Source organism: Phycisphaerales bacterium (genome assembly GCA_035627955.1).
GTDB lineage: Bacteria > Planctomycetota > Phycisphaerae > Phycisphaerales > UBA1924 > JAEYTB01.
The window spans coordinates 98433-112301 of sequence record DASPKU010000011.1; the positions used below are offsets into that span (position 1 = coordinate 98433).

Consider the following 13869-nt stretch of genomic DNA (forward strand, 5'->3'; position numbering starts at 1 on the left):
CACGATCTGCACGCCGCCCCTACGCGCCATCCACAATCTGCGCGCACCCGCGGGAAAAAAGCCGCACCGCCTTGAACACCCATGGCCGTGTGCTACAACAAAGCCGCGCCGCGTGAGCCACGAAGGCAACACCCGCGCCGACGAACGACCGCACAACGGAGCCTCAAGGATGAACACCCGCCCCGGTGCCGATACCACCGCGCACACAGCCGCCCTCACGCCCGCTCACCCCTGCGTCGCCCGCCCCGTCCCCGCCTCCGTCCTGCGCCAGCGCGAGGCCGCGATGGAAACCGCCTTCGCCCGCGCCCTCCGTGACGCCGACGAGCCCCCGCTCGTCACCACACCCGAGACGCGCGCGCACACCTGCGGCTGAATGACCACGGGTGGGTGCCATAGGTTCAACGTCGCTCTGGACGATGGATCGATGGTGCGAAATCGGACCGTCACGAGTCCTCGCTCCACGCTATTCATTCACCACAAAGTCAAACCCGCCCTCCGCCCCGCGCGGCGCCGTCGGGTTCTTGCTGAACTGCGAGTGTCGGTGGTCCTTCCCCGGCGAGCGCCCGCCGTCATCCACGCCATTGCCGCCGATCGAGTACAGCGTGTACCCCCACCCGTTCCGCTCCTGTCCGGGCGCGTGCACGCGGTACTTGAGCGGCTGGCCGTCCCACGCGTCGCCCGGCACCGCCGCCAGGTACTTCGCCACCAGCTCCTGCAGCGTCGCCGGATACCGCCCCTCCGCCGCATAGAACCGCTCCAGCGCCACCATCGCCCGCACCCCCGCCTCCTCCATCGCGATCAGGTCAAACGACCGCAGCGCCATGTCGATCGACGGCATCATTAGGTCCACCATCTTCAGGCCCGACAGCGTCGGCTGCCCCACCGGCCGCTCGCGCAGCGGCGTTGAGAGCAGCTTCGCCGCGCCCTCGAAGTACGCGTTCACCGCATCGCGGTTCTCCGCCCATGAGCCCACCCGCCCCGTGCTCCCCGCGTTCCCGAACGGCACGCCCTTGGACCACCGCCCCAGCCGCACCATGTGCTTGTGCGTGAACACCCAGCCGATCGTGTTCAGGCTCGACAGCCGCTCGCCCTCGAGCATCTCCGTCATATCCATCACCACCGCTTGCCGGTCCAGGATGGCGATGATCTTCTCCAGGGTCGCCGCCTCGGGGTGCGTCTTCAGAAACTCGCGCAGCCGCTCGTACGTCAGCGCCGAGATCGCAACACCTACGAGCTGATCGATCAGCGACGGCTGCAGCAGGTTCATCCGCGAGAGCGCCAGGTTTACCTCGAACGCCCGCAGCCACTCCGCGGTTCCCTCCGCGCCGCCCTCCTCGATCGCCATGTGCATCCGCGCGGCGTTCAGCCGCGCCATGTTCCGCGACTGCCCCAGCTCCGGCAGCAGCACCTCCACCGCGGGCTGGTCCTCCGGCAAGTGCAGCGGCCGCACCGCACGTTGGCGCGCCGCCATCTCGTCCATCAGCTCGAACACGCCCTTCTCGCGGTACTTCTCCAGCCGCGCCCGCGCCGCCTCCGCCGCCAGCTTGTCCTGCTCCTGCCGCAGCTTCCCGGCGCTGTCGTCCTCCCCCATCAGCTCGATCACCCGCGGCGAATAGATCAAAGCAAAGTCCGCGTACACCTCGTTCCCCATGCTGTCCTTGGGCAGCGGCAGCATCCCGTCCACGTCCATCATCCGCAGCTGCACCCGCGGGAACAGCTCCCACGCGTTGGGCGTGCCATCGCCCGCCCCCGCCGGCTGCCGACGCTCCACCAGCGCCATGAACTGCTCCAGCTGCGGCCGCTCCGCCCCCGCGGCCTTGGCCTGCCGCGTCAGCACCAGCTCGTACAACCCCCACAGCCCCGGCAGCAGCACGCACACCAGCACCCCCGCCGCAATCAGCCCGCGCTTGACGATCCGCCGCTGCCGCTCGCTCATGCCGCTCCCCTTCAGCCCCGCATCCTTCGGCGCAAACCGCCGTCCGCCGGTTTCACTTGTCTCCAGTTCGCCCAGCGACGGGTCAACCTCCGTCGGCGTCGCGCACTCCGGGCACACCACGATGCAGTCCTCCCCCACCGGCATCCCCAGCAGCGAGTAGCGGCAGTGCACGCAATGCGACCGCGCCACCAGCACCCGCCGCACCCGCGCCCGCAGCAGCCGGTCGCGCACGATAAACGCCGGCACCAGGCACACCCCCGCCGTCACCAGCACCGCCACCACGCCCCACGGCGCCAGCGGATCCACCCGCGAAGGGTCCACACCCGCGAGCCATGCCACCAGCACCCCCAACCCCACCACCACCGCCACCGTCAGCAGGTACGACGCCCACACCACCACCAGGTGCGGCGCCGCCCGCCAGCTCCGCCCCGTCGCCCGGATGAACCGCCCGCACTGCTCATCGCTGAACCGGTCCAGCTCCGGGAACGCCCGGTGCAGCTTCGTGGTAATCAATCGCATCGCCGCACTCTACCGGATGCCGCCGATCAAAGGTGCACCAGCGACGTCCCCACGAGCCCGGAACGTCAGTGACGGGTCCGCCGTGCCACCGCATGCCCGCGCGTGCCATGGCGACGGCTCTGCGTCGCTATGTGCCTCCGCCGCGGACGCGGCGTACGGCCCTGGCTGGGACGTGGCGTCTTCGACACCGGTCGGCAGCATGCACCGACACCCCTTTCCCCCCCGCGTTCATGTTCTCCCACCCGCCACGATGCCACGGACGACCTCGAACACCAGCAAGGCACCAGTCGCGGTCAGCACAAAGGTCAGCCCGAAAGAAACCCAATGAGCCGCGGCGCTCGCGCCCGGTGCGTAGGTTGTGAGCGAGTGCTGCACGATGGCCGCTGCGAGCCCGAGCGATGCCGCCACTGCAAGCCGTTTTAGCCAACGCCTACGCACGATCACACCCCCCTGCCGCACTCCGGGCACGACGCATCCACCGACAATCCCGATCGGTCATACCCACACAAGGGGCAACACCGACGCCCCCGCCGCCGCCACTCCCTCACCCGCTTCAAGTCAGGCCGGAAGACGACATACAGAAACACCACCACCGCAACCCCGAACACCCCGAGCGACACCCACAGCGGCGTCCTCAGCTCATCCTCCAACACCGCCAGAACCGCGACCACCACACCAAGACCAGCGAACCCGGCGACCACGATCGCCAGATCCCGCAGCACGCTTGACGTCGAAGCCGGCCTCACGCCCTCCCCCCGCACTCCGGGCACGCCGCGTCCGCAGCAAGGCCGCGCCGGTCGTAACCACACACAAGGCACTCCCAGCTCGGGCGCGGCGACTTAAGAGGCACGAGCCCCAGCGACCTCACGATCATGAACCAAGCCCATCCAAGCGCCACGGCCCCGATCACGAACCACACCACAACCATCTGCCTCGGCAGCACCAGTATCGCAGCCACTACCAAACCAAACGCGAGCGCCCCCTCAATCAGCGCCAGCAACACTCGGAATGCGATCCGCGCCCCCTTCATGCCCTCCCGCACTCCGGGCACGCCGCCGCAACCACAACCCCCGCGCGGTCGTACCCGCACCACGGGCACCGGCCACGCGTCCGCCGCGCCCGCCGCCGCCACGCCCCCGCGCCCTCGGTGAGCGTCAGGATCACACCGGCCGCGAGCAGGGTGTTGAGGGCGAAGCCGAGGGGAAGGATGCGCATCGGTAGTTCACCAACGTTGTACGTCGGTCGCAACCAACCCAACGTGTCGCGCTTAATCGGTATCCCGTCAATGTCGGGCGAGCCGCTCGAGTCACGCCAGACCTCAGTGCATTGCATTGACCGCATGGGAAGACCGACCAGCGTGCGGACCACATGGTGGCCGCCAATCGCGTCTAGTTGGCGCTCCGTAGGCGGAGTCTCCCAGGCGGTGGTGTATGCGTCGAAAGCGATGCTCCGATGGCCGGTGTCCTCCGGACCCCAGAGGGCGCACCCCCACGCCACCGCCCACGTGACCACCACGCCCGCGAGCAGGGCGAGGGTGATCTTGAGCGTCCAGCGGCGGAGGCGTGCGGAGTTGCGGAAGGACGTCACGGGCACGCCCACAGCCTACCGCGCTGTCGTGGTTTTTCTTTGGGAGGCTCCGCCCAGGTGTCGGTAGGACACAACCCGCGCCCTTGTGCAACCTGACCGACACCAGTGAGGCCGATGGATGCCCACTGTGGCACGACCGTGCGCGTGGCACGCCCTGCTTTGACGGTCGTGGGCTCGCCGCAGGAAGACACGACCGTCAAAGCACGGTCGTGGCACAAATGGGTCAACGGCCGACCCACTGGTGTCGGGCAAGAGTTGCCCGGTCAACAGAGAACTCGCACCCGACAACTTCGCGACGCGTCCCAAGTGGCCGTCGCCTTGCTCTCCGCACAACCGCGCTACTGGTGGCGAAGCACTCGCCGGTGACCCCCGTCGAAGCGGCTGCACTTCGCACGAAGGGTCCACCGTCCGACCCGCAGGGTCTGGTGTCTGCCCCGGAAGGTCTGCTGTTCGCCCCGGAAGGTCTGCTGTCTGCCCCGGAAGGTCTGCTGTTTGCTCCGGAAGGTCTGCTGTTTGCTCCGGAAGGTCTGCAGTTTGCCCTGGAAGGTCTGCAGTTTGCTCTGAACTGGGCACCGTTTGCTCTGAACTGCAGGGCCCAATAACGCGACACCACACGGGCCGTTCCCCCGCGGCGTCAGAACGCCGTTTTTCTTGGACCTGCTCCTGCAGCTTGTTCAGTCCTCCTCCCCAACTCCGCGCCCCTCCGCCCACTCCGCGAAACTCCGCGGTAGCGCCTTGACGCTCGCCCCGAGAACTCCAGCGCACGAAAAAAGCCCCCGCACTCGCGCACAGGGGCCCTGGAGTCTCAACTCTTCACCACGGTCTCTTATAAGCTCTCAACAACAACCATCAACCCCCGCCCGGACGCCGCGGCAGCGTCGGGTTGTCCGGCGTCGGGTTGCCCGGGTTCGTCGGGTTCAGCGGGTCGCGCGGCGGCGTGGGCCGGTTGGGGTCCGTGCCCGGCGTGCGCGGCACGTCCGGATCAGTCCCCGGCCGGCGCGGCAGCGTGGGGTCGGTCGTCCCCGGCGTGCGCGGCATGGTGGGGCTGGGCCGGTCGAGGTCGCGCGACGGGCGATCGGTCGGCGTCATGCCAGGGGTCTGACGGTGCGGCTGGTCGGGGTCGCCCGTCTCCTGGTTGTTGTCCACCTCGAACTTGAAGTCCTGGGTGATGGGGTCGTTGGTGCCCTGCTGGATCCCCTGCGCCACCTTGGCCATCTGGTCCTTGGCCTCCTCCACGCTCTTGCTGCCCTGGATGATGTCGTGGGCCAGGTTGAGGGCCGCGAAGTTCGCCTCTTCCTTGTCGCACACCGCGGCGATGGTGCCCGCCGTGCGGTTGATCACCAGGCTGCCGTCAAAGGCCATGAGGTCGGAGATCTTGTCCTGCGGCACCTTGAACTTGATCACGCCCATCAGCACGTCCTTGTGGGCCATGGGGAAGTTGTGGTCGTGGGCTTCCTTCGAGACGACCACCTTGTGCCATGGGCCCGCATCGTGCCAGATGAGCTCCTGGAACGTGCCGCCGTCGGGCGGCCCGTACTTCTCGAGCGTCGCCTGCGCCGCCTTCTTGCTCTCCTGCGGCCACGCGTTGATCAGCTGGTCCACCTGCTCGCGCGAGACCTTCTGCCCCTGCTGGAACTTGAAGTCCCCGCCCTGGTTCATGCCCGGCTGGCTGAGGGTGGGCGTGCGGCCCGGCTGCATGCTGGGATCGCGCCCCGGCAGCGACGGATCACGCGGCTGCGTGCCCGGCTGCGTCGTGGGAGTCCCGGGCTGCGTCGGCCGCAATGTCTCGGGCTGGAACGCCAGCGACACCGTCGCCCCGACCGCCGCGACCAACGCACCGACAGTGACTACTCGGTTGAGTCTGTTCATGCTGCTCCTTTCAATATTGGGAGAGGGTTGGCCGCTACCGTGCAGCCGCGCCCTGAACCGCGCCTCAGCGCCGCATGCAAGAACGCGCCCACGCGCTCACACACGCGAAAGGGCCACCGCGCTCGCGGTGGCCCCATGTGACTGCCAACGTAACTGCCTCAAGTTAGCGGCCGCATCAAGCGAGCCAGCTCAGGGCACCGCTCACGGCCCACGCCGCGGCGGAGTATTGGGCTCCATGCCAGGGCGGTCCTTGTCACGACCCGGGGGCGTGTTGCTGGGGCGCCCCGGGTTGCCAGGCGTGCTGTCGCCCGGCCGGTTGATGCGGTCGTTGCCCGGCGGGTTGAAGCCCCCGTCACGGAACGGCACGCCATTGGGCCGGTTCATGTCACCGCCAGTGGGCGCAGCCGGCTGGAAGTTCAGCTGCATGGTGATCGGGTCCCGCGCCCCGCCCTGCTGGATGGTCCGCGACACTTGGATCAGCTGCTGCTGCGCATCCTCCACCGTGCGGCTGCCCTGGATGATCTCGTGCGCCAGGTTGAACGTCGCGAACGCCATCTCCTGGCTGCTCGCCATCACGCCCACCTGCTTCGCCGTCTGGTTCACGATGATGCTGGGGTTGAACCGCATCAGGTCGCACGCCTTGGCCGCCGGCACGTCCATGCTCAGCCACGTGGTCATGAACTCCTTGGGCCCGCCCACGATCACCGTGTTGTCGTAGGCCTCGTTCATCACCATCACCTTCTCCCACGGCCCCACGTCGTGCCACACCACGAACTCATTCGTTGCCGCCACCGGGGCGCCGAAGGTCTCAAAGTGCGTGGTCACGAAGCGGCGCGTCTCCACCGGCCACGTGGTCACGAACTGGTCCACCTGCTCGCGGGTCACGGTCGTGGTCTGCGTTGTGCGGTTGGCGTCACGCGTGATGGTCGTATCGCGCGTGGTGTCACGCCGCGTCGGGTCCGTCGTCCCCGGCTGCCGCGTGTCGCGGTTGGGATCGCGCAGGTCACGGTTAGGGTCGCGCGTGTCGCGGTTGGGATCCGTGGTCCCCGGCTGACGCGGCGTGGTCGGAGTCGTCGGCGTCGTCGTCGGTGAGGTCGGCTGGGTCGGACGCGTGGTGTCCGGAGTCCGCGGCGTCGTCGTCGGCGGTGTCGTCGGCTGCGTCGGACGAGTCGTGTCCGGCTGACGCGGCGTCGTCGGCTGATCCGGACGCGTCGGCGTCGTCGTCGGCGGCGTCGTGGGGTTCGTCGGCTGAGTGGGTTGCGTCGGCTGCGAAGGCTGCGTCGGCTGCGTCGTCGGCTGCGCGATCGACACGGCCGCGCCCACCGCCGCGATCAATGCGGTCACACTCACAAAGCGGTTCAGCTTGTTCATACAACTCCTTTCGTAAGCGAGAGAAGGGTCCAGCTCACCGTGCCGTGTGGACCTCAACATCCTCTCAACGAGAGTTGAAAGTCCCGGGGTGATCACCTAAGAACTCCACCCGGCTCTCACACCACCCGGGACCAAGCACCAGCACACGGAGTCAGCTCATGCGCGCCGCCATCATCCTCATCCTCGCCCTCGCCGCCGGTGGCGGCATCCTCTACATGGCCACCAGCCCGCGGACCAACAAGGACGGTGGCAAAGAAGCCCCCGCCGGCAAGGTCACCAAGACCGCCGCTCCCGCCCCGCTCTCCGACGCCGACCTCCGCGCCCACGGCCAGTACCTCGTCACCATCATGGCCTGCAACGACTGCCACACCCCCCACGACGACAAGGGCCAGCCCATCAAGGACCGCCTCCTCTCCGGCCACCCCGAGCAGGCGCCGCTCCCCACCTGGAACCCGTCGATGATCCAGCAGGGCAACATCGGCACCATCGCCCCCACCCTCACCGCCTTCGCCACGCCCCTGGGCACCGCCGTCGCCCCCAACCTCACGCCCGACATGGAGACCGGCCTCCTCGGCGTCATGACCCTCGACACCTTCGCCAAGAGCTTCAAGACCGGCCAGCACTGGAAGGGCGGCCGCCCCATCCTGCCCCCCATGCCCGTGGGCTACTACAAGGAGCTCAAGGACGAGGACGTCAAGGCGATCTACACCTACCTCAAGTCCCTCCCCGCGGTGAAGAACAAGGCCCCCGACTCCACCTTCACCCCCCCACCGGGCATGCCCGCCGCACCCGCACCGGGCCACTGACCCGTGCCATCGAGATGTCCTCATCTCGATGGTTGGCCAGCGACAGGTCACTCAACCGCAATCGCTGCCTGCAAGGCAGCAGGCCAGTAGCCGCGGGCAGAGCGAGGCGCTTCGCCGAGCGCCGCCCACGGACACCTCGGCCGCGCTCCCACCCGCACCCTGAAAGGGTGCACGAAGCGCGAAGTCCACCACCACGATCCCGGTCTTTCCCCCACCACTCCCACGCCCGCCATCCCCTAGAATCCCAACCCCGCCCACCCGCGGGGTTTTTCACTTCCAAGGTCCCCCCTCCGCGCACCTCCGCCCTACTCCGCGATCCTCCGCGTTAAGGCTCTGAAGCGAGACCCTGAATGTCCACCATCGCCAACACGACCACCCCCACCCCCCGCCCCGCCCCCACCAAGCCCGCCCGCACCTACATCAAGGACTTCTCCGAGCCCCCGCAGGACATCGCCGGCGAGTTCGCCATCATCAACAAGCAGCTGGGCACCACCAAGGACCAGAAGAAGTACTTTCTCAAGTGCCTGCTGGGCGACAAGACCGGCCAGGTCCCCGCCCGCATGTGGACCATCGACGAGCCCACCTACACCAGCCTCCCTACCGACGGCTTCGTCTACGTCGAGGGCCAGACCCAGGCCTACCAGGGCGAGGTCCAGTTCATCATCCAGCGCATCCGCCCCATCGAGCCCACCCCCGAGCAGATGCGCGACCTGCTCCCCTGCTCCGCCCGCGACTGCGACGAGATGTTCGGCGAGCTCCTCGCCGTGCTCGACACGCTGACGCACCCCGCCGCGAAGGCCCTCGCCAAGGCCTATACCGACGACAAGTTCTTAATGGACGCCCTCAAGCAGGCCCCCGCCGCCAAGTCCATGCACCACGCCTACCTCGGCGGCCTGCTCGAGCACACCCTGACCCTCGTCAAGCTCGCCGACCGCATCTGCCCCCTCTACCCCAAGATCAACCGCGACATCGTGATCCTGGGCCTCTTCCTCCACGACCTGGGCAAGACCCGCGAGCTCTGCTACGACCGCGCCTTCTGCTACTCCGACCGCGGCGAGCTTATCGGCCACATCGTGGACGGCGCCATCATGCTCCACGACAAGGCCCAGCTCGTCATGCGCGATTATGGGTTGCGCCTGCCGCATGGGTTGTTGACGGTGTTGCAGCACATCATCATCTCCCACCACGGCCAGCCCGAGTTCGGCGCCGCCAAGGTCCCCTCCACCCCCGAGGCCATCCTGGTCTCGCAGCTCGACAACCTGGACGCGAAGACGACGATGTCGCTGGCCGCAGCGCGGCCCGACCGCGCCAACGCGTTCGACCTCGGCGGCAACTTCACGGAGAAGCAGTGGGCGCTGGATACGAAGCTGTACCGGCCTGATCCGCTGGCGTGACGTGCGGTGAGGTTCGTCACGACCCGGCGTGCCACTGGCGGCTTTGCCCGCCAGTGCGGCGGTGACGCGGGGCGCGGCGGCGACACCCGCGCGCACAGGCGCAACCGCGGCACTGGCGGGCGAGCCGCCAGTGGCACCGGGCTCCTCCTCAGCACGGGGCAACCGCGGCACTTGTCGGCGAGCAACCAGTCGCACCGGGCCCTGCGCACCGCTGCACTACGATCAAACGTGCTCAAGTGGATGCTGCGTAACTGGGCGTTCAAAAACCTCAACCCACGCGGGCGGCGGCTGGAGCGGCGCAGGACCCGCCAGGCGTGGCTCGTGATGCTGGGAGTGGTGGTCGTCTTCCTGCTCATCCTGGTCTACAGGATGGTCGCTCGCTGATTCAGTGCCGACATTGCGCGGGCCCTGAGGGTCCCCGCGCGCTCTGCGTCGCCGCGGCACTGGCGGGCAAAGCCGCCAATGGCACGAATGCTCGAGCAAACGCCGCGCATGCTCGCGCAAACGCGGGAAATGCTCGCGCAAAAGCTCCAAATGATCGCGCAAACGCGGCAAATGCTCGCGCAAAGACTCCAAATGATCGCGCAAACGCGGGAAATGCTCGCGCAAAAGCTCCAAATGCTCGCGCACTTTGGGCAACGGGCCGCGCCTGTTGCAACCTCGCGGCCATTTCAGAACCCGAACAGGCGTGGTCTTTGAGGCGGTTATCAGGACGAAGCGGCCCGCGCCGACGGCGCAGGCGGAATAAACGGGCCAAATCCAGGCAAGTCAGTTCAGTTGAAAACCAGTGCCGCCGATGAGGGGTGCATGACCTGGAGGGCCTGCGGCGACGTTGCCGGGGTTTCCGGGTGGAACTTTTCGGGTCCAGTACTGCCGTCCAAAGCGTCCGATCTCATCAACTTTGTCGCCGCGCGGGAGGAGGGGTGGGAGGACAACCTTGTCGCCCTCAACATCCCGCCCGCCCGCATCGCGGCCCTGAAGGCGGCGCTCGCCAAGGCGCAGGCCTCGGAGGCGGCGCAGATCAAGGCCAAGGCCGCGGCCCTGGCGGCCACCACCGAGTACAACACCAACACCCGCCTGCTCCGCGTGGAGGCGGCCGCGTGCGTGCGCGACATCGAGACCACCGCCCGCAACAGCAGCAACCCCGGCGCGACGTACGCCCTGGGGCAGATCCCCGCCCCCAAGGAGCCCGGCACCGCCCCGCCCCCCGCGCAGCCGCGGGACCTGACGGCGCAGATCGACAGCGACGGGGCCCTCACCATCAAGTGGAAGTGCAGCAACCCCCGCGGGATCAGCAACGTGGTCTACCAGGTCAAGCGCCGCCTCAACACCGGGGCCTTCGTGCTGCTGGACGTGGTGGGCGAGAAGCAGTTCGTGGATGCCACCATCCCCGCGGGCACGCGGTCGGTGGCGTACATCGTGACCGGCAAGCGCGGGCAGCAGTCCGGCCCGCAGTCGGCCCTGTTCACGGTGCAGTTCGGGGTTGAGGGCGGCGGGGGGATGTTCATCGCCGACCAGTTCAGCCAGGAGACCCAGCTGAAGGGCAAGGCCGCGGCCTGAGCCAACTCCCTTGGCGTCCTTTTCCGGCGGGGGCCTGCGCGAGCGGGCCCCCGCTGTCGTTGGCAGCCCGCCACTTTGGTGGCACGCCGCCCAACCCGGTGTAGCTTCCCCCTTATCGGAGCGCGCCGTGGAAACGGCTGGGCCACCGCCGCGCCCAAGGGAGTGAGCCCATGCGTCCCGCACTGACCATCACCACCATCGCCGCAATCACCGCCATCACCGCCCTCACCGCCACCCACACCAGCGCCGACGTCCTCTTCAGCAACTTCGGCCCCGGCGACAGCTACGACACCGTCTACGGCTGGACCCTCTCCTACGGCGGCCCCCTCGGCGGCGACGCCTTCGAGGACGCCGTGCCCTTTACCGTCACCGGCGGCAACTACTACTTCGACTCCGCCGAGGTCGCCGTCAACCACTTCTACGGCCCCGACCGCGTCTTCTTCACTCTCCACGCCGACGCGAGCGGCGTCCCCGGCGCCGTCCTCGACCAGACCAGCGCGGGCGGCACCATCACCCCCGGCACCATGCCCCCGCCCATGCTCGCCCCCTTCGGCGGCGACGTCATCCTGCAGAACGGCCAGACCTACTGGCTCTCCCTTCGCACCGAAGAAACCGACGCCCACCTCTCCTGGGCCTACAACGTTGTCGACGACTTCGGCCTCCGCGCCTGGCAGGTCAACAACGGCCCCTGGAACCCCGCCACCGGCATCCCCGGCACCGACTCCGAACGCGCCGCCTTCCGCATCAACGCCACCCCAGTCCCGCCCCCGCCGCACTCCCCATCCTCTCCATCGCCCTCACCACCCTCGCCCGCCGCCGCCGCTGACCTTTCCAAGTGCACTGACGACGTCCTCGCGTGCCATGGCGACGTCTTCGTCGCTATGCGTCTTCGCCGCGGCCCACACTCCGATCACGTGTGGCATGCTCACCGCCTGGGTGAGCACGTCCTCGCGTGCCATGGCAACGTCTTCGTCGCTATGGACTCGCGCCCCCAGACACCTGGATCTCGACCAAACTCCCATCACCACCTGACCTGAAACCGCTTGAACCAGCACGACGTCGGTCCCCGGCGCCCACGGCTAGCCTTGCGCGCTTGACCGCCCGCGTCCCGCGCGGTGCGTGCCGCGTGCGGCGGGCCAAACAAGGAGCAGACTCATGGCAAACGAACCCGGCAAGTACCAGGGACGCGGCGGGCCCGAGGGCGGCATGCCCACCGACGGACGCTTTGGCGCCAACCAGGTCCCGGGCCCGCAGGTGCAGGCCAACCTCGACCACCACAGCCAGCAGGTGCAGCAGAACCAGCAGCAAGAGAAAGGCGGCGACACCGGCGGCCAAGGGCGGCAGGCGCAGGGCGGGAGCGACAGCCAGCGCAAGAACAAGTAGCAGCAGCCCCGCGCCGGCCCCACCAGCCCGCGCGGGTATTCAGCGTACGGCGCTCGCCGGGGTGCCATCGATTGACCGCTGCCCTGAGCGGTCAATCGATGCGTGCGACACCGAGCGCCAAGCGAGATCGACTTGCCGCGCGCAGCCCCCTACACCACCCCCACTTACCACCGTCACCCCCACTTCCCCGTTCCAACGACCAGCGCAACCGTTGTCACCAGACGCGCGCAATCGCCCTCCCGCGCAACCACCCCACCCACACCACCTTCGCCACCATCGGCGACGTTTGTGCGCACAACTCCGCACGCGCACCAACCCGATCTCCCAGAATCGACAGATTTTCTTGCCCCGAGAATCACAGGCCCAAACGCACGCACGCCCACCACCACCCCTCAAAAAGCGCGCACAAACATCGCCCTCCACCCTTGAGGTAGAGGACCCGCGCGATGCACACCCCACCCACCAACCCGCATGCCTCCCATGACTCGCACGCCTCCCATCCGCCCCTCCCCCCCTCCGACACCGCACATCCGACATCCGACATCAACGCCCCCCTCACCCCCCGCGGCCGCGAGATCTTCGAAGCTTGGTTCGACCACGACTCCCGCCTCCCGCACCTCGCCCACAACCTCGGCATCTCCGTCCTCGAGCTTGCCGCCTGGGCCGCGCAGCCGCACATCAAGCACCACCTGGACCAGATCACCAGCATCGCCAACCATCGCACGCAGACGCTGCACGCCGAGTCCAACCACGCGGCCCTCTCGCGATTGCTCGGCATCGCCACCTACTCCAACCACGAAGAGACCGCCCGCCGCGCAGCCACCACCATCCTGCGCATGTCAAGCCCGACGCGCCAGCGAGGGTCCAACCCCGACGACCCCACGCACGACCCAAGACGCAGACCGCCCGACGGCTCACCTCCGCCTCCACGCTCGCCAGCGCCCCGCGCACCGACCCATCAACCAAGCGCCGCCACGACTCGCGCAACGGACAACGCCACGGCGAAGCCACCCGCCGGCATCATCACAAACCCAACATCACGCAACCAGCTTCGCCCGCAGCCTTGCGACCGCCGCGAGCACGTCGTCCCGCGCCGAGGCCGCCAGCATCCACCCCGGCAGCCGCGCGAGGTAGCTCCTGTTCACCCGCTGCCCATTGACCACAACCCGCGGCCGGTGCGTCGCCGCGATGTAACTCTCAAGATCACCCAGCTGCCGCCCGTTGTACACCCACAGCGTCCGCCCGCGGCACGGCGTGACCAGCCACAACGGCAGCCGGAACACGATGTCGACCGCCTCGCGTCCCCACAAGAAGTTCGGCTTGCGCTGCTCCAGATGACCGCACTGACACGTCAGGGTGAAGGGCCCCGACCACAGCGACCGCCGCTCGCCCCCCTTCCGATCCTCTTGGCGATGGAACCACCCGCGCGCGCCCCCTGCACCTT

At 68.3% G+C, this 13869-nt stretch carries 14 protein-coding genes; 9 read left to right on the forward strand and 5 right to left on the reverse strand.

What is annotated here, in order from left to right; all coding sequences use genetic code 11:
• Window positions 1-169 precede the first annotated feature (169 nt).
• The gene (locus tag VD997_09190) at window positions 170-373 is read left to right on the forward strand and encodes a hypothetical protein (protein ID HYE62159.1); all 204 of its coding nucleotides are present in this window, start codon (window positions 170-172) and stop codon (window positions 371-373) included.
• A 90-nt stretch (window positions 374-463) separates the two neighbouring features.
• Here the strand turns inward: VD997_09190 and VD997_09195 are convergent, their stop codons facing one another.
• On the reverse strand, window positions 464-2455 hold the full coding sequence (locus VD997_09195; protein HYE62160.1) for a hypothetical protein: 1992 nt from the start codon (window positions 2453-2455) through the stop codon (window positions 464-466).
• Between the two features lie 1026 nt (window positions 2456-3481).
• On the reverse strand, window positions 3482-4048 hold the full coding sequence (locus VD997_09200) for a hypothetical protein (GenBank protein HYE62161.1): 567 nt from the start codon (window positions 4046-4048) through the stop codon (window positions 3482-3484).
• Window positions 4049-4404: 356 nt separating this feature from the next.
• Here VD997_09200 and VD997_09205 point away from each other — a divergent pair, with 356 nt between their 5' ends.
• Window positions 4405-4644, forward strand: coding sequence for a hypothetical protein (locus VD997_09205; protein HYE62162.1), 240 nt, complete (start codon window positions 4405-4407; stop codon window positions 4642-4644).
• Between the two features lie 247 nt (window positions 4645-4891).
• On the opposite strand, the gene VD997_09210 is transcribed toward VD997_09205, so the two are convergent.
• Both VD997_09210 and VD997_09215 read right to left on the reverse strand, forming a co-directional pair.
• Window positions 4892-5911, reverse strand: a complete 1020-nt coding sequence (locus VD997_09210; protein HYE62163.1) for a hypothetical protein — start codon at window positions 5909-5911, stop codon at window positions 4892-4894.
• Between the two features lie 201 nt (window positions 5912-6112).
• Entirely contained in the window at window positions 6113-7282 is a 1170-nt protein-coding gene (locus VD997_09215) for a hypothetical protein (protein HYE62164.1), read from the reverse strand.
• Window positions 7283-7440: 158 nt separating this feature from the next.
• On the opposite strand from VD997_09215, the gene VD997_09220 reads away from it, so the two are divergent.
• From VD997_09220 to VD997_09250, 7 genes are all read left to right on the forward strand, one after another.
• Window positions 7441-8088 (forward strand): c-type cytochrome, encoded by a 648-nt coding sequence (locus tag VD997_09220; GenBank protein ID HYE62165.1) that lies wholly within the window; start codon window positions 7441-7443, stop codon window positions 8086-8088.
• A gap of 350 nt (window positions 8089-8438) precedes the next feature.
• Window positions 8439-9482 (forward strand): HD domain-containing protein, encoded by a 1044-nt coding sequence (locus tag VD997_09225; GenBank protein ID HYE62166.1) that lies wholly within the window; start codon window positions 8439-8441, stop codon window positions 9480-9482.
• Between the two features lie 228 nt (window positions 9483-9710).
• Entirely contained in the window at window positions 9711-9866 is a 156-nt protein-coding gene (locus VD997_09230) for a hypothetical protein (protein HYE62167.1), read from the forward strand.
• An 87-nt stretch (window positions 9867-9953) separates the two neighbouring features.
• On the forward strand, window positions 9954-10181 hold the full coding sequence (locus VD997_09235) for a hypothetical protein (GenBank protein HYE62168.1): 228 nt from the start codon (window positions 9954-9956) through the stop codon (window positions 10179-10181).
• A gap of 108 nt (window positions 10182-10289) precedes the next feature.
• A complete protein-coding gene (locus tag VD997_09240) occupies window positions 10290-11042 on the forward strand; it encodes a hypothetical protein (protein ID HYE62169.1) in 753 nt (250 codons plus the stop codon).
• A gap of 170 nt (window positions 11043-11212) precedes the next feature.
• Window positions 11213-12079: a choice-of-anchor R domain-containing protein gene (locus tag VD997_09245; protein HYE62170.1), complete on the forward strand. Its 867-nt coding sequence runs from the start codon at window positions 11213-11215 to the stop codon at window positions 12077-12079.
• Window positions 12080-12197: 118 nt separating this feature from the next.
• Window positions 12198-12425: a hypothetical protein gene (locus tag VD997_09250; GenBank protein HYE62171.1), complete on the forward strand. Its 228-nt coding sequence runs from the start codon at window positions 12198-12200 to the stop codon at window positions 12423-12425.
• Window positions 12426-13462: 1037 nt separating this feature from the next.
• Here VD997_09250 and VD997_09255 read toward each other — a convergent pair.
• Window positions 13463-13735, reverse strand: a complete 273-nt coding sequence (locus VD997_09255; GenBank protein ID HYE62172.1) for a hypothetical protein — start codon at window positions 13733-13735, stop codon at window positions 13463-13465.
• Window positions 13736-13869: the final 134 nt, after the last annotated feature.